The sequence below is a fragment of the Gloeobacter kilaueensis JS1 genome, assembly GCF_000484535.1.
Lineage (GTDB): Bacteria > Cyanobacteriota > Cyanobacteriia > Gloeobacterales > Gloeobacteraceae > Gloeobacter > Gloeobacter kilaueensis.
This window is the reverse complement of sequence record NC_022600.1, coordinates 2,926,675-2,945,638: the sequence shown is the minus strand read 5'-3', so window position 1 is coordinate 2,945,638 and position 18,964 is coordinate 2,926,675. Positions and strand designations below refer to the sequence as shown.

Here is an 18,964-nt window from a genome sequence, read left to right as displayed (position 1 = left end):
TTGCCGTTCCAGCAAGTACACGGACATCTTCAAACAGCGCGGCGGTCTCTGGCTGCAAACAGCAGCCTTGGGGGTTGCTGTTGCCTTCTGGTTGTGGCTGCAGTTGCAGCGGCAGGCTCTGGGCATTGCCTGGGAAGATAGCTACCACCACTGGCTCATCGCCGCCCAGATCGCCCGCACCGGTGTCGCTCTCGATCCGCTCACCGGCACCAGCAACGGCTGGCTACCGCTCTACCACTGGCTCGCTGCCGGTTGGCTCGCCACTTTTGGCTGGCACAATCTCGGAGCCCTGGCAACGCTCAGCGCCCTGCTGACCCTGGGGAGCGCGGCTCTGCTTGTGCGCCACGCCGGTCTGGGGGCGGCGGTAATTTTTCTGTTCAACCCGATCACTGTCTTGAACGGCAGTTTGAGCATCGTCGAACCGCTCTCCACCCTGCTCGTGCTGGCGGGGGCGCTGGCCTGGCAAAAGGAGCGTTTGCTTTGCGGCAGCTTTTTCTGGAGCCTTGCCGCCCTTGCGGACCGGGGAAGCTGGCCGCTGGTGCTGCTCGCGGTTGGCTGGCAAGCCTGGCAATATCGGGAACACCCCAGGGTGCAATATCTCTGGACGCTGTTGCCAGTCGTCGCCCTCGCGATTGGGCTCTGGCTCACCCACCAGGAATCGGAGCGGACCCTGCTCTGGGCGAGTGTCGATCAGCAGCAACTGCCAGGGCTCTCTCAAAAATTCGCTCAACTGGCCGCTTTTTCCGTCCGGCCCCTGGCCCTGCCCCTGGCCCTGGCAGCGCTGGGGGTGCTGGTAAATTCCAAAAAGCAAGCGGGACTCGCTTTGCTGGCCGGGGGCTACCTTGTCGTCCTGGGTGCGCTGGTAGCGGGGGGCGAGCTGACGGGCAGCAGCCGCTACTACTTGGTACTCGTAGCTCTGCTTGCCGCCCTCTGCCCGACTCACCGCAAACTGAGTGTGCTCCCGTTCGCTGCGGCAGCCCTCCTGCTGGTCTTCAGCTTCGATTACCTGCAACTGTGGCCGCGCTGGGTCGTGCTGGGCCGGCCCTCCGAACTGGCGGGCGAATGGTTGGCCCGCCGGGTCGATCCCGCCCGGCTGCTCATCACCGATAGTCCCGTGGTTGCCTTTTACAGCCACTGGCCCCCCGAGCGCATTCGCGGGGGCTTCTACCCGCCGGACAAGAATAGCTATATCGCCGCGATCACCGATCGCCGGTATCGCCAGGTCTACCCGCTGCTGAAACGTTTTCCAGCTCTAGCCGCAGGCCAGATACCGCCGGGCTTTCAGCTCGTCTACGCACCGCACCACTGGAGCACGAGCTACGGTGCCAAGGCGGTGCGGGTGTTTGTCCGTCAGACGGGCCACAATCCTGCCCTTTTTACTAAAGATGTACTTAATTGACATCCTCCCCACCTCGCTTCGCTGAAGGTGGGGACTCCTAACCTCACGATTTGGAGTTCCTGCTTCGATGCAACTGCCCTTCAGCACGATGTCCTCCAGGTCTTATGTTCGCTCCACAGGCTTCCACCGTGTGTCCCACGGCAGCACTTGCCAACCCGCAGGCCAGCAAGTTCTTCGCCGCGTTGATGTCCCGGTCGTGGACTGTCCCACACCCAGGACAGATCCACCCCCTGACACTCAGCGGCATTACAGACAAGATGTAACCGCAACTCGAACAGCGCTTGCTGCTCGGGAAAAAGCGGTCCACCTTCACCAGCGTCCGACCGTACCACTGGCACTTGTACTCCAACTGACGCACCAACTCCCCCCATCCCGCATCCGAGATGGAGTGGGCGAGATGGCGGTTGCGCACCATGTTCCGCACAGCCAAATCCTCCACCACGACCGTTTGATTTTCACGGACGATAGCGGTAGTGAGCTTGTGCAGGAAGTCTCTGCGGCTGTCGGCAATCCTGGCTTGAATACGAGCAACCTTGCGACGAGCTTTCTCGCGATTGCGACTACTCTTTTGTCCTGGTTCTCGAGAGGACTTGCGAGCCAAATCCCTCTGCGCCTTGCGCAACCGCTTGTAGTAATGCTCGTAATGCCTTGGGTTAGTGACTTTCTCACCTGTGCTGGTAGTCACCAGGGCAGTAATGCCCACATCTAGTCCAATAGCCTTCTGGTTCGGCTCCAAGGGTTCAACCGTCTGGTCGTCTACCAAAAGCGACACATGCCAACGACCCGCCGCATCCAGTTTCACCGTCACCGTCGAGGGTTGGACCGCTTCAGGCAGGGGACGGCTCCAGACGATGGCCAAAGGCGCATCGCACTTGGCAAGGAACAGTTGCCCGTCTTTGTAGCGGAAAGCCGAGCGGGTGAATTCGGCTGCCCCGCCGTGGCGTTTCTTCTTGAAGTTGGGGTAACGGGCACGCCCCGCCCAAAAATTGCTGAACGCCTTTTGCAGGTGCCTCAGACACTGTTGAAGGGGAACGCTGCTCACCGCGTTCAGAAAAAACAGATCTTCCTGTTGCTTCCAGGTCGTGAGCAAGCTAGAAGTAGCCAGATAGTCTACTTTCTCTTTGCGCTGGTACCAGGCATCGGTTCTGAATGCGAGCGCTTTGTTGAAGACCAAGCGCACACAGCCAAGGGTTCGACGCAGAAGCTGCTCTTGCTCTGGTGTTGGGTAAAAGCGGTACCTGTAAGCACGTTCCATACTTTACATTTTAGCACAGATTCTGTAAAGTTAGTTCGCTCAGAGAACATCGAGCCCCCTCGCCGAACACTCCTGCTCCTGCCCCCGAATGGGTGGATGGTCCCAAGAGGGACTCCTTTCCTATCTGTACGCATAGGGTTTCTCGGAAGGTACGATAAAGATAGCTAAAGGGAAACGGTTGTCCGGTGGCAACCGGCAAGTTCAATCTGGTCAAATTTGCATGTATTCTACTCTTGAAAGGCAGGCGATCGAAGCCCTCGCTGCGAACTTGCACAGCGACCCGTTCGCGATCCTCGGTCCGCACGCACTGGTAAACGACGGGCAGTGGGTAGTGCGCACCTTTCAGCCGGGAGCACACTCGGTCCGCCTTGTATCTGAGGGGGGCGAGGTGGCGATGGCAAATGCCGTCCATCCTGACCTCTTCGAGGCGGTGCTTGCCGGGCCGCCGGGCGCTTATCGGTTGCGGATTGTCGAAAGCTGGGGAGAGGAGCGGATCATAGACGATCCCTATCGCTTTCGGGTAGCAGCCTTGAGCGAGCTGGATATTCATCTATTTTCTGAGGGCAACCATAACCGGATCTACGAAAAGCTGGGAGCCCACAGGGCCGAATACGACGGTGTGGCGGGCGTTCATTTTGCGGTCTGGGCACCAAATGCCCGCAACGTCAGTTTGCTGGGGGATTTTAACCGTTGGGATGGCCGCATTCACCAGATGCGGCGGCTGGGCGACTCGGGGATCTGGGATCTGTTTATTCCCGGCCTGACGGTGGGAACGGTCTATAAGTTCGAGATCAAAAATGGCTTTGGCCACATCTACGAAAAGTCTGACCCCTACGCCTTCCAGATGGAAGTACGGCCCAAAAGTGGCTCGGTAGTAGCGGACCTGGACGGCTACGAATGGCACGACGCGGACTGGCTCACCCGCCGCGCCCACACCGACCCGCTCAGGGCACCGCTTGCCATCTACGAGGTTCACCTCGGCTCCTGGATGCGCGTGCCCGAGGAGGAGAACCGCTTTTTGAGCTACGGCGAACTGGCGGAGCGGCTCATTCCCTACGTCCAGCAGATGGGCTTTACCCATATCGAACTGTTGCCCATCGCCGAACATCCCTTCGACGGCAGCTGGGGCTACCAGGTGCTGGGGTACTACGCCCCTACCTCCCGCTACGGGACACCGACCGAGTTCATGGCCTTCGTCGATCGCTGCCATCGCGCGGGCATCGGTGTGATCCTCGACTGGGTTCCCGCCCACTTTCCCAAGGACGGCCACGGCCTTGCCCTCTTCGACGGCACCCACCTCTACGAGCACGCCGATCCGCGCAAGGGCGAACACAAGGAGTGGGGGACGCTCGTCTTCAACTACTCGCGCAACGAAGTGCGCAACTTCCTGACAGCGAACGCCCTGTTCTGGTTCGAGCGCTATCACATCGACGGCATCCGGGTCGATGCGGTGGCCTCGATGCTCTACCTCAACTACGGGCGCAAGGACGGCGAGTGGGTGGCCAATGACTACGGCGGTCAAGAAAATCTCGAAGCGATCAGCTTTTTGCGCCAGCTCAACGAACTGATCTTCAAGTATTTTCCCGGTGCGCTCTCGATCGCCGAAGAATCGACCGCCTGGCCCCTGGTCTCCCGCCCTACCTACCTGGGCGGGCTGGGTTTTAACTTGAAGTGGAACATGGGCTGGATGCACGACACGCTGCGCTACTTCAAGACCGACCCGTTCTTCCGGCGCTACCAGCACAACGACATCACCTTCTCGATCACCTATACGTTCTTCGAGAACTTCGTGCTCGCCCTCTCCCACGACGAGGTCGTACACATGAAAGGCTCGATGATCGGCAAGATGCCCGGCGACAGCTGGCAAAAATTTGCCAACCTGCGCGCCCTCTACACGTTTATGTACGGGCATCCGGGCAAAAAGACGATCTTCATGGGCATGGAATTTGCCCAGGGGCGCGAGTGGAATGTCTGGCAATCCCTCGACTGGCACCTGCTCGATTACCCCCAGCACCAGCAGATGCAGCGGTTCTTCAGCGACCTCAACCACCTCTACACCGGCGAGGCGGCCCTCTACGAGGAGGACACCAGCCCCAGCGGCTTTTTCTGGATCGATTGCCACGACTACACCAACAGCGTCTTTTCCTTCGTCCGCCAGGGCAAAGACCCCGACGAGCGGCTATTGTTCGTCTGCAACTTCACGCCGAGCTACCACACCCACTACCGGGTCGGAGTGCCCCAGGCCGGTTTCTGGCAGGAGATCTTCAACAGCGACGCCAGCCTCTACGGCGGCGGCAACCAGGGCAACCAGGGCGGTATAGCGAGCGAGGACTGGGCGGTGCAGGGCCAGCCTTACTCCCTCGCTCTGCGGTTGCCCCCCCTGGGCTGTCTTATCTTCAAACGCCGGGCTGAGGCCAATGAGCGCCCCTGAGCTGCCCGTAAGTAAAGGCATCGACCGTCAGCGCGAACACCAGGCCAACGAGCGCACCTTCCTCGCCTGGGTGCGCACGTCGATCACGCTGATTAGCTTTGGCTTTGTGATCGCCCGCTTCGGTCTTTTTTTGCGCTCCCTGGGCCTGATGCTGGGGGAGGGGCGGATCGCCGTTCCGGGCTGGCTCAACTCCCAGACCGAGGGGGCGTTGCTTCTGGTAGCCGGGATCAGCTGTCTTTTGATCGGTACCTGGCGCTATGACCGCGCTTTTTTGCAGATCGAGGCTGGAGATTATCGGCCAGGCCGCCGGTGGGCCTGGATCTTTACCTTCGGGCTCATCGTTCTGGGGGTGCTGCTGCTGCCGTTTATCTTCTCCTCGGTTCCGACCGTGGGCGAACATCCAGCGCCCGAAAGCAAGGGCAGGCTCCTCCCCCACCCCGATCTCTAGCCTCAGCGGCGGCGCGGTTCGTCGTCTCCCATCGCCTTTGCGCCGGCAAAAACCATCCACAGACCCCCGAGCACGATCCCGGCGGCAACGATCGCCATCGCCACATTTAACCAGTTCACCGTCGCTTCCTGCCTATCACGAAAAGTATACCATCCTGATCAAACTGCCACCGCCACCCCTCGATCGCCGTCTTTGCCCTGCTGCCTATCTCCCAAGCGAAATAGGTATTAATACTGACTGAAGAAGCACTCATGGAGATGTCTGTAAACGTTCATTAATTTTTTGCCCTTCGGTGTACCGATCTGGGGCTTGGGACACTACTCTGTTGAGTACGGACGATTGCAAGGGGTCTACATGCTCACACCTTTATCGAGAGAATTCTACGAGGACAGCGCGGTACGGGCGTTCGAGCATCCTGCCTGTGAACTCTTCCCTGCCTGCAGCAAGACGGGCCGCCTGTTCGGTCTTGGCGTCGCCCTTGGTTTTGCGGGCCTGTCCCTCGATGGTTTCGGAGTCGGCGTCTGGTCCTGGGTGCTGCTGGCCCTGGCCGGTGCGGTGCTGCTGTTTGCCGGTAGCCGCGTTATCCGCGATTAGGCGGAGGCCAAAAATGAACTCACGATAAAGCCCCCGGACCGAGAGGTCCGGGGGCTTTTGCTGACGAGTGGCCGCTAGACCGTGCCCTCGGCGGTAGCCAGGGTTCTTTCTTTGACGAGAAAGGCCGGCTTGCCGTCGCTATCGACATCGACCTGCACGGTGTCGCCTTCTTTGAGGCGGCCTGAGAGGATCTCTTCGGCCAGCTGGTCCTCGAGCAGGCGCTGGATGGCGCGGCGCAGGGGACGGGCACCGTAGGTGGCGGAGTAGCCTTCTTCGATGAGCTTCTGGTTGAAGGCGTCGGTGATCTCGAGCTTGATGTTCTGCTCTTCGAGGCGAGCGAACACCTCGCGCAGCATGATCACGGCGATCTGCTTGACTTCCTCGCGGGTGAGCGGATGGAAGACGATGATCTCATCGAGGCGGTTGAGGAACTCTGGCCGGAAGTACTGCTTGAGTTCTTCTTTGACCAGTTCGCTGATCCGGTTGTAGCGCTGTTCTTCTTCGGAGCCGGTGGTGTTGAAGCCGAGGCCGCCGCCGCCCTTTTCGATGACCTTGGAGCCGACGTTGCTGGTCATGATCATCAAGGTGTTCTTGAAATCGACCGTGCGGCCCTTGGCGTCGGTGAGGCGGCCATCTTCGAGAATCTGCAGGAGCACGTTGAAGACATCCGGGTGGGCCTTTTCGATTTCATCGAAGAGGATCACCGTGTAGGGACGCCGCCGCACTGCCTCGGTGAGCTGGCCGCCCTCGTTGTAGCCGACGTAGCCAGGAGGCGAGCCGATGAGCTTGCTCACCGTGTGCCGCTCCATGTACTCGGACATGTCGAGGCGGATCATCGCGTCCTCGGAGCCGAAGAAGTAGGTGGCGAGGGACTTGGCCAATTCAGTCTTACCGACACCGGTGGGGCCGCTGAAGATAAAGCTGGCGATGGGCCGCTTCGGGTTTTTGAGGCCGACGCGGGCGCGCCGGATCGCCCTGGAGATTGCCCTGACCGCCTCTTCCTGACCAATCAGCCGCTGGTGGAGCACGTCCTCCATGTGCAGGAGCTTTTCGGTCTCAGACTCGGTGAGCTTGCTTACGGGCACACCGGTCCAGCTTGCGACGATGTAGGCGATGTCTTCCTCGGTGACCATCGGCGACTCCTCGCTGGTGGTCTCGGACTTGCGGGCCTGGGCGATGGCGCGGATCTGGCCTTTGATTTCCATTTCTTTGTCGCGCAACTCACCCGCCCGCTCATAGTCCTGGCCGCGCACGGCGTCGTCCTTGTCTTTGAGGATCTGGCGCAACTCTTTGTCGAGTTCTTTGGCCGCCGGAGGCAACTGGGAGGACAGCAGCCGGACGCGGGAACCGGCCTCGTCGATGAGGTCGATCGCCTTGTCGGGCAGGTAGCGGTCGCTGATGTAGCGATCGGAGAGCTGAGCGGCGGCGATGAGCGCTTCGTCGGTGATCTTGAGCTTGTGGTGCTGCTCGTAGCGCTCGCGCAGGCCCCGCAGAATCTCGATCGTCTCGTCTACGGACGGCTCGCCCACCATCACCGGCTGGAAGCGCCGTTCGAGGGCGGCGTCGCGCTCGATGTGCTTGCGGTATTCGTCGAGGGTAGTGGCCCCGATGCACTGCAGTTCGCCGCGCGCGAGGGCAGGCTTGAGAATGTTGGCGGCGTCGATCGCCCCTTCGGCAGCACCGGCACCGATGAGCGTGTGAACCTCGTCGATGACGAGCACGACGTTACCGGCAGCGCGGATCTCGTCCATGATCTTTTTGAGGCGCTCCTCGAATTCGCCCCGGTACTTGGTACCGGCAACGAGCAGGCCGATGTCGAGGGTGACGACGCGCTTTTCGGTGAGAATGTCCGGCACGTCGTTGTTGGAGATGCGCTGGGCGAGACCCTCGGCGATCGCCGTCTTGCCCACGCCGGGTTCACCGATGAGCACGGGATTGTTTTTGGTGCGCCGACCGAGAATCTGGATCACCCGCTCGATCTCTTTTTCGCGGCCCACTACCGGATCGAGCTTGCCCTCGGAAGCCATCTGGGTGAGGTTGGAGCCAAATTCGTCGAGGGTCGGCGTCTTGGTACGACCAGGGTTGCCACCGGCGGAAACTTCGGCAGTTTCGCCCAGCATCCGGATGACCTGGGTGCGCACTTTGGTCAGATCGACGCCAAGATTTTCGAGGACGCGGGCGGCCACCCCCTCACCCTCGCGGATGAGGCCCAAGAGCAAATGCTCGGTGCCAATGTAGTTGTGCCCCAACTGTCTCGCTTCTTCTAAGGAAAGCTCGAGCACGCGCTTGGCGCGGGGTGTAAATGGAATTTCGACCGCCACGAACCCGGAGCCACGGCCAATAATTTTCTCGACCTCGATGCGGGCATCTTTGAGGTTGACGCCCATCGACTTGAGCACTTTGGCGGCGACGCCCGTACCCTCACCGATGAGCCCGAGCAGAATTTGCTCGGTGCCCACAAAGTTGTGGCCCAGGCGCCGGGCTTCTTCCTGGGCCAGCATGATGACCTTGATCGCTTTTTCGGTAAATCTTTCAAACATGGCTATGTCCCTTCACCTGCAGCGCCCCTTGAGGGTTGATTCATCCTAACACGAGTAGCGGCCCGGATCTGGATAAAACCGCTCCTGGCCTCACTCTGAGAGTCTTGACATTGCCGCCCCACACCTGCAAAAGCCCTCGACGAGGGCGACGCTTCTTGTATATAAGTCGGATAGTTGAAACGAATGAAGTGGGCTCTCCCCGCTCGGTGGACTCCTCCCCATCGTAACTAAATTTTTACCATCTCCGTCGGTTTTGTAACCTGCCCTTTCAGGTAGGGATCGCCCTACTCAGGGCCGCCGCCAGCCCGCCGCCCACTGCTGCAGCTGCCCGGCGTAATCTGGTCCGTCGATGCGCGGTGTCCACAGCACCAGGCCATCGACCTCGCCGTAGTACCCCGGTCGCCGCCCCAGCTCCACAAAGCCAAAGCGCCGATAAAGGGCCAGGGCCGCCTCGTTGTCCGCCCGCACTTCGAGGGTCATCCGCCGCGCCCCCTGCTCGCGGGCCCACTGCAACAGCCCCCAGAGCAGGGCCGTACCCACGCCCCGTTGCCGACAGGCCGGCTCGACAGCCAGCACTACCAGATGCGCCTCGTCCTCGATGAGCCAGAATCCGCCGAAACCCACCGCCTCGCCCGTTTTTGCCCAGGCCAGGTAGTAGTGGCTCGCAGGCTGAACGATGTCCGAGCGCAGCATCGTCTCTGTCCAGTGGCCCGGCAGGGCCACCGCCAGCAATCGAGACAGCACCGCAAAGCTCTCCTCGTCCGCAGGATCTACCGCCTGTAAATATCCTGGCTCCATCTTCTCAGCCTAACGGCCCGCCGGGAGCAACCTGATAAAACAATACACGACTAAATTAGTCGGGTTTATTTTGTGAGGTTTGACAGGCCGTGATAGGATGCGCCCACTGTTGTTGAATTGAAGCTATATGACCCAGACACCGATTCGTTCTACCAGCACCCTGCGCGGACTGCGCTGCCGCGAGTGCGGTGCGGAGTACGCCGCAGAAGCCCGCCACGTCTGCGAGTGGTGCTTTGGTCCCCTCGAAGCCGCCTACGACTACGAGGCGATCCGCTCGCGGGTGAGCCACCAGAGCATCGCCGCCGGACCGCGCTCGATCTGGCGCTATCGGCCTTTCTTGCCGGTGAGTGGCGAGCGGCTTATCGATCTGGGCACGGGCCTGACGCCTTTGATTCGCTCCGAGCGGCTGGCAAGGCGGCTCGGGCTGAAGGCGCTCTACCTCAAAAACGACGCGGTCAATGTACCGAGTCTGAGCTTCAAAGACCGCGTCGTCTCGGTCGCCCTGACGCGGGCGCGGGAACTGGGCTTTACGACCGTATCGTGCGCTTCGACCGGCAACCTCGCCAACGCCACCGCCGCCATCGCCGCCCACGCCGGGCTCGAATGCTACATCTTTATTCCGGCGGATCTGGAGGCGGGCAAGGTGCTGGGCACCCTCATCTACGGCCCGCAGGTGCTCGCCGTCGATGGCAACTACGATCAGGTCAACCGCCTCTGTTCGGAAGTCGCCGATCGCCACGGCTGGGGCTTTGTCAACATCAACCTCCGCCCCTACTACTCCGAAGGTTCAAAGACGCTCGCCTTCGAGGTGGCCGAGCAACTGGACTGGCAATTGCCCGACCACGTCGTTGCCCCGATCGCCTCGGGCTCGCTCTACACCAAGATCTACAAGGGTTTTCAAGAACTGATCAAAACCGGGCTGGTGGCCGATAAGCCGGTGCGCATGAGCGGTGCCCAGGCCAGCGGTTGCTCGCCCGTCGCCGAAGCGTTCAGAGGGGGCCAGGATTTTGTCACGCCGGTCAAACCCGCCACGATCGCCAAGTCGATCGCGATCGGCAACCCGGCGGACGGCATCTACGCCCTCGACATCGCCCGCAAGAGCGGCGGCTCGATTGCAGATGTCTCCGACAGCGAGATCATCGAAGGGATCAAGCTCTTGGCCCAGACCGAGGGCATCTTCACCGAGACCGCCGGTGGCACGACCGTGGCCGTCCTCAAAAAACTGGTCGAAGCCGGGCAGATCGACCCGGAGGAGACGACGGTGGTCTACATCACCGGCAACGGCCTCAAGACCCAGGAAGCGATCGCTCCCTACGCCGGTGAGCCGCTGCAGATCGAGCCCAGCCTCGCGAGCTTCGAGCGCGCCCTTGAGCGGGCCCGCACCCTCGATCGGCTCGACTGGCAGCAGACGCTCGTCTGAGCACGAATTGTCCAGTTTTTGAAAATTCAGGGAGATCGACCGCTATGTCCGTCACCGTTTTGATTCCGACCCCGCTGCGCAAGCTCACCAACGAGCGCTCGACCGTCCAGTGCAGCGGCAACAGCGTCTCCGAAATACTCGACTCGCTGGAGGGCCACTGTCCGGGGATCAAGGCCCGCCTGTGCGCCGAGAACGGCGAGTTGCGCCGCTTCGTCAACTTCTACGTCAACAGCGAAGACATTCGCTTTTTGCAGGGCCGCGACACCCCCCTCAAAGACGGCGACGAGGTAAGTATCGTCCCGGCAATTGCGGGCGGTTAGTAGGAGCGTTGCTGCAGCCGCTCCGCCTCTGCCAGTACCCCGAGCACCTCGTCGGTAGAAGCGTTGCTGTCGATGAACGAAAACAGGTGGCGGTAGAGGATGCGGCCCTTGGCATCGACGATGTACTGTGCCGGTAGCGGTGCGCCGAGAGCCTGACCGGCCCCGTAGAGCCGGAAGATCCGGCAGTCAGGGTCGTAAAGAAACGGGTACGGTAGCTCCAGATCGGCTACGACCTGAGCGCTCTGGCGGGCGTCGGTGCTGCTCACCATCAACAGTTCTGCCCCGACCTTTTTGATCTCGCCGTAGCGCTGCTTGAGATCCTGGATGTGCGGATAACAGAAGGGGCAGAAGAGCTTTTCTGTAAAGATGCGCGTAAAGGCAAGTACCACTGGCTGACCGCGCAGGGCTGAAAGACGCACGGGCTCACCCCCGACGCGGGGGAGCGTAAAATCCGGGGCATTCTGACCCACTTCCGGGACACGAAAACCGGGCAGGGGCACAAAGTTCCTGGCAAAGCGCCGGTTAAAAAGTCCGCTATTCGCAGTCATTTCCTTTTGTTAAGAACCGTTGCTATCAGGATACCTGCTCTGCTGTTGCTCGGCCACGACCTTCAGACGGTGCAGTTGCGCCTGCATGTCCGAGCGGGTCAAGTTGCTGGCAAAAAGATCGAAGCCTGTGCGCACAAGAGGGTTCGGGATCGTAAAGCAAAAACGGTTGACGAGCCGTACGCCGAACGGGTGTGGCTGGCCCTCCCAGTGGTCGGTGCCCTCGAAGAAGCCCGTAAAGCGCCAGACCACCAGTCCCAAGGCTCTTTCGATCACCTCACAGTCGAGGGCAGGTGACAGCAGTGGCAGATGGAGCGTGAAACGAAAGCGCCCGCCTGGTTTTGTGGACCACTCGCCGACACTCTCGCAGCCCAAAAGTGGATTGAGCCACTGCCTCATGAGAACTGGTTCGGTGATGCAGCGATCGACCGTGGCCAGATCGGCGGCAATCTCGATCTGCTGCTCAAAGCGCCTGTCCATGGGCGTCCAACGTGTGAGGTGGAGGACAGGAGGTCTTCCTGTCTGAAAATTTGTGTGTTAAACGAGTGAGGGGCAACCCAACCATACGACAGGGCATGGACAACCGACGATTATTTGCTTCCCAATTCTGCGCCGGGCTGCTTCTGGCTGCCGCCAGCACCCTGGCGGTTTGCCTCCAATCGCCTGCACCCACAAGCGCCGCTCCCAGTACACCCAGCACCACTACCAAAGGAAAAAACAGCATGTCTCAGCAGTACGCGACCACTCCCGACGGTCTTAAGTATCTCGACGAAGTGGTCGGTACCGGGGCGACGCCCAAGACAGGTCAGAAGGTGACCGTCCACTACACCGGTACCCTCGAAGATGGCCGCAAGTTCGACTCCTCCCGCGATCGGGGCCAGCCGTTTTCGTTCGTCCTCGGCGTCGGCCAGGTGATCAAGGGCTGGGACGAGGGGGTAGCGACGATGAAAGTGGGCGGCAAGCGCAAACTGGTGATCCCGCCCAGCCTCGGCTATGGTGCTCGCGGCATCGGGCCGATTCCACCCAACTCGACGCTGCTGTTCGATGTCGAGCTGTTGGGCGTGCAGTAACTAAGCTACGGGCTGGCGGGGGGTGTCCTGCTCGACCAGGGACTGAAAGCGCCTGAGATCGTCGATCAGGTTTTCGTCCACCCAGCGCTCGACGCCCAGCCGCTGCAAAAATTCACCCGCGAGTCCACTCGGGCTATCAAAGCTGAGGGTCAGCTTGAGGCGACAGCCGCGCTCGGTCGGAAAAAATTCGGCTGAACCGCGATTGGTGAGGCCAGAAACGGACTCCCAGGCGATGAGCCGGAGGGGAATGCGGCGGGTGATCCGCGAAGTCCACTCCACGACAAGCGGCGCTGCGAGACCGAACTGCCAGCGCGAGAGATCTTCTGTCCCTGGTAGAATCCGGACCGATTTGACAAAGCGCATCCAGCGCGGCAGATTTTCGAGATCGGCCCAGATCGCGTAGACCGCTGCCAGGGGCGCTGCCACTTCTACCTCGATTGACCGCTCGATCATCTGTAATCCCTGCGCACTTTACAAAAGTATACATCAGGCAACGCTTCTAGGGTGAGCGGCTTCGTAGCTTATCTAAATTCAATCTCAATAAAAATCTGGCGGCTGCAGGAACAAACCCCAACGAGTAGGCGCAGGCAAAGGATTAAGTAGACGAGGCTCGAAAAGCATAGGGTTTTGGGCTGGGGTGGGAGAAGAAGAGTTTTTGGGGTTAGTCGTTTTTTTGCTTTTTGAGTGCTTGCTGGAAATGTCCCCCACCTCCCCATACCCCCCTGCCCCCTTCCTTCTCTCCTTCCCCCGCCGGGGAAGGAGAGAAGAAGGGGGTTCATTGTAACTGGGCTGCAGAGGGGCTAAGTGAAGTTAGTTGCAGATTTGTCTTACTTCCCTCTCCCCTTGTGGGAGAGGGGCTGGGGGTGAGGGGTGAGGAGCCGGGGATGGGGTCACAAAAAAAGACAGGCTGAGAGCGGATATGGAGAGAAGATCCACCGCCAGCCTGCCTGTGGCTTACAAGCAAGAGAGGATTAACCGATGTCTCGCAGGATAAGACTTCTTGAGAGTTAATGTCAATAGCTGAGCTGGGCAGTGAAAAAGAAAAACCCTCCCGGTGGGGAGGGTAGAAACAGGTTGACCGCAACAGTTGGATGGCGGCTTAACCGGCCAGCCGCCAGCGCTGGGGGTGATCGAAGAGCCGCCGGATGTCCTCGATGCGCACCTGGCCGACGAGCAGGCCGTTGGCCTGGAGCACGGCGAGGCGGGATAGGCGCTTTTGCTCAAGGCGCACCAGCACCGCATCGAGCGGCTCAGAACTGGCGACTGTCTCGCTCGCGTCGATGGGCTGCAGGACGCTTGCCACCGGGATATAGGGCCACTGCTCGACCGGGTGCGCCAGCAGCACGCTGCGATCGACATGGCCTACGAGGCGACCGCTAAAGTCGGTGACGAGGAAGCTGCGCTGCTGGCTTGAGACAGCGTACAGGTCCGCGAAGGTGCGCAGGGTTGTGCCTGCCGGGACAGGCTCGGAGTAGACCGCCGCCTGAGCTGCGGTAAAGGCGCTCAATCGTTCCTGGACACGGGCGTAGTCGCTGTAGCGGCGGGCGTTGCTGAAGACGAACCAGCCGATGACCGCAAACCAGAGGCCGCTGAAGTTGCCGAAGGCAAGAAGACCCGCCAGGATCATCAGCACGCCGACCACCTGGCCTGTGAGCCCGGCGACGCGCACGCCCTTGTACTGGTTGCCGGTCACACCCCAGACGATCGCCTTGAGGACGTTGCCGCCGTCGAGGGGCAGGCCCGGCAGCAGGTTAAAGACCGCCAGAGCCAGGTTGACTGAGGCAAGCAGGCTCACCACTGCCGCGATCGGGCCATCGAGCGGCAGCACCTGTCCCAGGCCAAAAAATACGCCGAACAGGGCAAGGCTTACCAGGGGGCCGGCGAGGGCAACGGCCAGCGCGCCCCAGGGCGAACGGGACTCGCGCTCGATCTGCGCTACACCGCCGAACAAAAACAGGCTGATCGACTGCACCCGAATGCCCTGGGCCATCGCCGTCAGGCTATGGCCCAACTCGTGCAACACGACCGAGCCGAACAGGAACAGGGCCGAGACAAAGCCGGTGATCCAGGGCGTCAGCGCCTCCCACTCGGGATGCTGTGCGGCCAGGCTTGACCCGTAAGACCAGGTGACAAGGGCCAGGATCAAAAACCAGGAAGCATCCACGAAGAAGGGAATGCCAAACAGGCTGCCGACCCGCAAAGCCCCTTTTCGCTGGACAGACTCTTGCATGGAGGTTGCTCCTTGCTGCAAATTACTCTTCATACTTCTTATTATAGATCAAATTCCAGCAATATGTCATTTGAATTGAGTCGTAGCGGCTCAAGCAATGGACAGTAGAGCTGCTGGTTCGTGCAGCCGGCAATACCGCCTTTGGCCTGAAGGAGTGTCATCATAGGAAAAATCAGAGAATTCCTGCATGGCGGAAACCTCTTTACCAGAAAGCGCGAATATCAAGCTCGATCTTGGTGATCCTTCGCTTGTCATCAATCGGGAGCTGAGCTGGCTGGAGTTTAATGCCCGCGTCCTGGCCGAGGCGCTCGACGAGCGCAACCTCCTGCTTGAGCGCTTGAAGTTTCTGGCGATCTTCAGCAGCAACCTCGATGAATTTTTTATGGTGCGCGTCTCCGGCCTCAAGCAGCAGCTGGAACTGGGCCTGCCGGGACGGGCACTGGACGGTTTAAGGCCCCAGGCCCAGCTCGATGCCATCTCCCACCGCATTCGGCCCCTCATCGAAGCCCAGATGCTCGGCCTGCGCGAGCAGATCCTGCCGCGTCTGGCCGAGGAGGGCATTCACCTTTGCCGCTACGAGCAGGTCGAGGCGCTTCCCCGCCAGCAGGAGCGGCTGCAGCGCTACTTCGAAGAAGAAGTCTTTCCGGTATTGACACCGCTGGCAGTCGATCCGGGCCATCCTTTTCCGTACATCTCCAACCTCAGCCTCTCGCTTGCCGTGCTCGTGCGCAACCCCACCAGCGGCAAGGAACTTTTTGCCCGCCTCAAGGTGCCGCCCCTGCCGAGGCTGGTGCCCCTGGGGGTGCCCAACCACTTCATCGCCATCGAGGAGGTGATCGGTGCCCACCTCGATCAGTTGTTCCCCGGCATGGAGGTGCTGAGTTGGCACCCGTTTCGCCTGACCCGCAACAGCGATCTGGAGCTGGCCGAGGAGGAGGCGGAAGATCTGCTGCTTACGATCGAAGAATCGCTCAGGCGGCGGCGACTCGGCCAGGCGGTGCGCCTTGAAATTACGCCCCAGATGCCCGCCCACGTGCGCACCCGTCTGCTCGAAGAACTCGAACTGGAGGAGCAGGACGTCTATGAGATCGACGGCCTCTTAGATCTCACCTGCCTCTGGCAACTGGTCAGCCTCGATCGGCCAGATTTGAAGGAGCGGCCCTTTGCTCCCCGCGTGCCGCCCGAATTTGCCTCCCATGGGGATATCTTTGCCCTGATTCGCCACGGCGACCGGCTGGTTCATCACCCCTACGACGCCTTCGAAGCCACCGTCGAGCGGTTCATCGCCGCTGCCGCCGACGATCCCAACGTACTGACCATCAAACAGACCCTGTACCGCACCTCCGGCGACTCGCCCATCGTCCACGCTTTGATCCGGGCGGCAGAAAACGGCAAGCAGGTGGCGGTGCTGGTCGAACTGAAGGCGCGCTTCGATGAAAAAAACAACATCAACTGGGCGCGGGCACTGGAGCGGGCGGGCGTCCACGTCGTCTACGGCCTGGTGGGACTTAAAACCCACATGAAGGGCATCCTGGTCGTTCGCCGCGAGAAAGGCAAGATCCGCCGCTACGTCCATATTGGTACAGGTAACTACAATTCTAAAACGGCCAGGCTCTACACCGACTTCGGTCTGTTTAGCTGCCGTCCGGAGCTGGGAGCGGATCTGACCGATTTGTTCAATTTTTTGACGGGCTACTCCCGCCAGAGCCACTACCGGCGCTTGCTGGTGGCTCCGGCCCGGATGCGCGATCAGTTCTTGAGCCTCATCGAGCGCGAAATCGAGTTGCATAGCAGCGATCAGCCCGGTCGGATCATTGCCAAGATGAACGCTCTGGTCGATCCGGCCCTCATCCGGGCGCTCTACCGCGCCTCCCAGGCGGGCGTCAAGATCGACCTCGTCGTGCGCGGCATCTGTTGCCTGCGGCCCGGCTATCCGGAGATCAGCGAAAATATCCGGGTCATCAGCGTCATTGGCCGGTTGCTTGAGCACTCGCGGGTCTTCTACTTCGGCAACGGCGGCAGTCCCCAGGTGTTTATCGGCTCAGCCGACTGGATGCCCCGCAACCTCGATCGCCGGGTGGAGGCGATAGTGCCCGTCGAGGAGCCCCGGCTGCGCGACGAACTGATTGCCTTTTTAGAACTGGTCCTGGCCGATAACCGCCAGAGCTGGGAGTTGCAGACCAACGGAGCCTACACCCGCCGCCAGCCTGCAGCCGGTGAGCCGGAGGTGAGCTGTCAGCAGACCTTCATCGACCGCGCAATGCAGCCTTGATCGCCGATAGGATGAGAATGACGGCACGAGGGTAAGGGCGTGGGATTTGACTATGATCTGTTGATTGTCGGCTGCGGCGTCGGTGGCCACGGAGCGGCCCTGCACGCGGTCGCCCACAAGTTAAAGGTGGCCGTTGTCGAGGCACGCGAGATGGGCGGCACCTGCATCAACCGTGGCTGCATCCCTTCTAAAGCCTTGCTCGCCGCCTCCGGTCGGTTGCGCTCACTGCGCGAGAGCGAACATCTGGGCATCTACGTGGGCGAGGTGCGCTTCGAGCGCGAGAAGATCGCTGCCCACGCCGCCGGGGTGGTCGATAAGATCCGCACCGACCTCACCCGCAGCCTGCAAAAGCTGGGAGCGACGATCCTCCCTGGCCGGGCCCAACTGCTCGCCCCCCAGCAAGTCGAAATCAAAGCGCCCACCGGCGAGGTGCAGACTGTCACCGCCCGCGACGTACTCATCGCCACCGGCTCCAGCCCCTTCGTACCGCCGGGGATCGTCACCGACGGCGTTACTGTCTATACAAGCGACGAGGGGGTGCGGCTGGATCGCGTTCCTGAGCGCGTCTGTATCATCGGTTCCGGCTACATCGGTCTCGAATTTTCGGACGTCTACACCGCCCTCGGGGCCAGAGTAACGATGATCGAAGCGCTCGATCGCCTGATGCCGGGCTTCGATCCAGATATCGCCCGGCTGGCGACAAAGGTGCTGATTAAAGCGCGCAACATCGATACAAAAGTGGGCGTGCTCGCCAAAAAGGTCACCCCCGGCACCCCGGCCACGGTGGAACTGGCCAGTGGCGAGGTGCTCGAGTTCGATGCGGTGCTGGTGGCCACCGGTCGCGTGCCCGATACCAGAAACCTGGGCCTCGAAGCTGTGGGCGTCGAGACCCACCGGGGCTTTATCCCGGTAGACGATCGGATGGCGACGAGCGTGCCGCACCTCTGGGCGATTGGCGATGCCACCGGCAAGATGATGCTCGCCCACGCCGCCGCTGCCCAGGGCGTCGTCGCCGTCGAAAATATGCTGGGCCACGAGCGGCGCATCGATTATCGGGCGATCCCGGCGGCGGTCTTTACCCACCCCGAAATCGGCTTCGTCGGCTTTACCGAGCCTGTCGCCAGAGAACAGGGCTACAAAGTTGGTGTCGTGCGCACCTACTTTGGCGGGAACTCTAAAGCTATCGCCCAGGGTGAGACCGAGGGCATGGCCAAACTCGTCTACGACAGCGCGAGCGGTGAACTGCTCGGTTGTCACATCTTCGGCCCGGAGGCATCACTTCTGGTGGCCGAAGCCGCCCAGGCAATCGCCCACCGCGAGAGCGTCGAGCGACTGGCCCACCTCGTTCACACCCACCCGACCCTCAGCGAAATCCTCGACGAGGGCTACAAGCGGGCAGCGGCGCTCTTCTAGCCGGTGAATCCATGTCTCCTCTCGATCTGAGCCTCCCCAGCACCCGCTACCTGCAAACCCTCATCCGCGATCAGGTGCCGGTGCAGCTTACGACCCTGACGGGCGAGAACTTGAATGGCCGCCTGCGCTGGCAGGACGGCGAATGCCTGTGCCTTGCCTGTGGCGATGGGGAGATCCTGCTCTGGCGCAGCGCCGTCGCTACCGTCCGGCCCCGGATCGCGTAATTGGC

17 protein-coding genes are annotated in these 18,964 nt (G+C 61.1%); 10 read left to right on the top strand and 7 right to left on the bottom strand.

The window, feature by feature from the left end:
- Positions 1-67 precede the first annotated feature (67 nt).
- Positions 68-1,399, top strand: a complete 1,332-nt coding sequence (locus GKIL_RS13670; RefSeq protein ID WP_023174253.1) for a hypothetical protein — start codon at positions 68-70, stop codon at positions 1,397-1,399.
- A 43-nt stretch (positions 1,400-1,442) separates the two neighbouring features.
- Here the strand turns inward: GKIL_RS13670 and GKIL_RS13665 are convergent, their stop codons facing one another.
- Positions 1,443-2,654: an RNA-guided endonuclease InsQ/TnpB family protein gene (locus tag GKIL_RS13665; protein WP_023174252.1), complete on the bottom strand. Its 1,212-nt coding sequence runs from the start codon at positions 2,652-2,654 to the stop codon at positions 1,443-1,445.
- A gap of 220 nt (positions 2,655-2,874) precedes the next feature.
- Here GKIL_RS13665 and glgB point away from each other — a divergent pair, with 220 nt between their 5' ends.
- The 3 genes from glgB (at position 2,875) to GKIL_RS13650 (ending at position 6,127) form a co-directional block, all read left to right on the top strand.
- Complete coding sequence (gene glgB, locus GKIL_RS13660) at positions 2,875-5,085, top strand: 1,4-alpha-glucan branching protein GlgB (protein ID WP_023174251.1); 2,211 nt, start codon at positions 2,875-2,877, stop codon at positions 5,083-5,085.
- On the top strand, positions 5,072-5,533 hold the full coding sequence (locus tag GKIL_RS13655; protein ID WP_023174249.1) for a YidH family protein: 462 nt from the start codon (positions 5,072-5,074) through the stop codon (positions 5,531-5,533). Before glgB ends, GKIL_RS13655 begins: the two co-directional genes overlap by 14 nt.
- Positions 5,534-5,887: 354 nt before the next feature.
- Positions 5,888-6,127 carry a hypothetical protein gene (locus GKIL_RS13650; RefSeq protein WP_023174247.1) on the top strand — a complete coding sequence of 80 codons (240 nt, stop codon included), beginning with the start codon at positions 5,888-5,890 and terminating at the stop codon, positions 6,125-6,127.
- A gap of 74 nt (positions 6,128-6,201) precedes the next feature.
- Here GKIL_RS13650 and GKIL_RS13645 read toward each other — a convergent pair whose 3' ends face one another.
- Together GKIL_RS13645 and rimI are read right to left on the bottom strand one after the other, a co-directional pair.
- Positions 6,202-8,667, bottom strand: a complete 2,466-nt coding sequence (locus GKIL_RS13645) for an ATP-dependent Clp protease ATP-binding subunit (protein WP_023174246.1) — start codon at positions 8,665-8,667, stop codon at positions 6,202-6,204.
- A gap of 288 nt (positions 8,668-8,955) precedes the next feature.
- Positions 8,956-9,465, bottom strand: a complete 510-nt coding sequence (gene rimI, locus GKIL_RS22760; protein WP_023174245.1) for a ribosomal protein S18-alanine N-acetyltransferase — start codon at positions 9,463-9,465, stop codon at positions 8,956-8,958.
- Between the two features lie 127 nt (positions 9,466-9,592).
- On the opposite strand from rimI, the gene thrC reads away from it, so the two are divergent.
- Both thrC and GKIL_RS13630 read left to right on the top strand, forming a co-directional pair.
- The gene (gene thrC / locus GKIL_RS13635) at positions 9,593-10,885 is read left to right on the top strand and encodes a threonine synthase (RefSeq protein WP_023174244.1); all 1,293 of its coding nucleotides are present in this window, start codon (positions 9,593-9,595) and stop codon (positions 10,883-10,885) included.
- A gap of 44 nt (positions 10,886-10,929) precedes the next feature.
- On the top strand, positions 10,930-11,205 hold the full coding sequence (locus GKIL_RS13630) for a MoaD/ThiS family protein (RefSeq protein ID WP_023174242.1): 276 nt from the start codon (positions 10,930-10,932) through the stop codon (positions 11,203-11,205).
- Here the strand turns inward: GKIL_RS13630 and GKIL_RS13625 are convergent.
- Both GKIL_RS13625 and GKIL_RS13620 read right to left on the bottom strand, forming a co-directional pair.
- Positions 11,202-11,753 (bottom strand): peroxiredoxin family protein, encoded by a 552-nt coding sequence (locus GKIL_RS13625; RefSeq protein WP_023174241.1) that lies wholly within the window; start codon positions 11,751-11,753, stop codon positions 11,202-11,204. The two genes, GKIL_RS13630 and GKIL_RS13625, sit on opposite strands and share 4 nt — an antisense overlap.
- A gap of 9 nt (positions 11,754-11,762) precedes the next feature.
- Positions 11,763-12,230 carry an SRPBCC family protein gene (locus GKIL_RS13620; protein ID WP_023174239.1) on the bottom strand — a complete coding sequence of 156 codons (468 nt, stop codon included), beginning with the start codon at positions 12,228-12,230 and terminating at the stop codon, positions 11,763-11,765.
- A gap of 95 nt (positions 12,231-12,325) precedes the next feature.
- On the opposite strand from GKIL_RS13620, the gene GKIL_RS13615 reads away from it, so the two are divergent.
- On the top strand, positions 12,326-12,820 hold the full coding sequence (locus tag GKIL_RS13615) for an FKBP-type peptidyl-prolyl cis-trans isomerase (RefSeq protein ID WP_023174238.1): 495 nt from the start codon (positions 12,326-12,328) through the stop codon (positions 12,818-12,820).
- On the opposite strand, the gene GKIL_RS13610 is transcribed toward GKIL_RS13615, so the two are convergent.
- Positions 12,821-13,273, bottom strand: coding sequence for an SRPBCC family protein (locus GKIL_RS13610; RefSeq protein WP_023174237.1), 453 nt, complete (start codon positions 13,271-13,273; stop codon positions 12,821-12,823). It abuts the gene before it with no gap.
- Between the two features lie 646 nt (positions 13,274-13,919).
- The gene (locus GKIL_RS13605) at positions 13,920-15,050 is read right to left on the bottom strand and encodes a site-2 protease family protein (protein WP_023174236.1); all 1,131 of its coding nucleotides are present in this window, start codon (positions 15,048-15,050) and stop codon (positions 13,920-13,922) included.
- Positions 15,051-15,237: 187 nt separating this feature from the next.
- Between GKIL_RS13605 and ppk1 the strand changes: the two genes are divergently transcribed.
- From ppk1 to GKIL_RS13590, 3 genes are read left to right on the top strand one after another with little or no spacing between them, the layout of a single operon-like run.
- On the top strand, positions 15,238-17,322 hold the full coding sequence (gene ppk1, locus GKIL_RS13600) for a polyphosphate kinase 1 (protein WP_023174234.1): 2,085 nt from the start codon (positions 15,238-15,240) through the stop codon (positions 17,320-17,322).
- A 39-nt stretch (positions 17,323-17,361) separates the two neighbouring features.
- Positions 17,362-18,735 (top strand): dihydrolipoyl dehydrogenase, encoded by a 1,374-nt coding sequence (gene lpdA, locus GKIL_RS13595; RefSeq protein ID WP_023174233.1) that lies wholly within the window; start codon positions 17,362-17,364, stop codon positions 18,733-18,735.
- An 11-nt stretch (positions 18,736-18,746) separates the two neighbouring features.
- Positions 18,747-18,959, top strand: a complete 213-nt coding sequence (locus GKIL_RS13590) for an Hfq-related RNA-binding protein (RefSeq protein ID WP_023174232.1) — start codon at positions 18,747-18,749, stop codon at positions 18,957-18,959.
- Positions 18,960-18,964: the final 5 nt, after the last annotated feature.

Bases quoted from the DNA above. Each gene is read 5' to 3' on its own strand.
- GKIL_RS13665 (WP_023174252.1), bottom strand. From the start codon at position 2,654: ATGGAACGTGCTTACAGGTACCGCTTTTACCCAACACCAGAGCAAGAG.
- glgB (WP_023174251.1), top strand. From the start codon at position 2,875: ATGTATTCTACTCTTGAAAGGCAGGCGATCGAAGCCCTCGCTGCGAAC.
- GKIL_RS13655 (WP_023174249.1), top strand. From the start codon at position 5,072: ATGAGCGCCCCTGAGCTGCCCGTAAGTAAAGGCATCGACCGTCAGCGC.
- GKIL_RS13650 (WP_023174247.1), top strand. From the start codon at position 5,888: ATGCTCACACCTTTATCGAGAGAATTCTACGAGGACAGCGCGGTACGG.
- GKIL_RS13645 (WP_023174246.1), bottom strand. From the start codon at position 8,667: ATGTTTGAAAGATTTACCGAAAAAGCGATCAAGGTCATCATGCTGGCC.
- rimI (WP_023174245.1), bottom strand. From the start codon at position 9,465: ATGGAGCCAGGATATTTACAGGCGGTAGATCCTGCGGACGAGGAGAGC.
- thrC (WP_023174244.1), top strand. From the start codon at position 9,593: ATGACCCAGACACCGATTCGTTCTACCAGCACCCTGCGCGGACTGCGC.
- GKIL_RS13630 (WP_023174242.1), top strand. From the start codon at position 10,930: ATGTCCGTCACCGTTTTGATTCCGACCCCGCTGCGCAAGCTCACCAAC.
- GKIL_RS13625 (WP_023174241.1), bottom strand. From the start codon at position 11,753: ATGACTGCGAATAGCGGACTTTTTAACCGGCGCTTTGCCAGGAACTTT.
- GKIL_RS13620 (WP_023174239.1), bottom strand. From the start codon at position 12,230: ATGGACAGGCGCTTTGAGCAGCAGATCGAGATTGCCGCCGATCTGGCC.
- GKIL_RS13615 (WP_023174238.1), top strand. From the start codon at position 12,326: ATGGACAACCGACGATTATTTGCTTCCCAATTCTGCGCCGGGCTGCTT.
- GKIL_RS13610 (WP_023174237.1), bottom strand. From the start codon at position 13,273: ATGATCGAGCGGTCAATCGAGGTAGAAGTGGCAGCGCCCCTGGCAGCG.
- GKIL_RS13605 (WP_023174236.1), bottom strand. From the start codon at position 15,050: ATGCAAGAGTCTGTCCAGCGAAAAGGGGCTTTGCGGGTCGGCAGCCTG.
- ppk1 (WP_023174234.1), top strand. From the start codon at position 15,238: ATGGCGGAAACCTCTTTACCAGAAAGCGCGAATATCAAGCTCGATCTT.
- GKIL_RS13590 (WP_023174232.1), top strand. From the start codon at position 18,747: ATGTCTCCTCTCGATCTGAGCCTCCCCAGCACCCGCTACCTGCAAACC.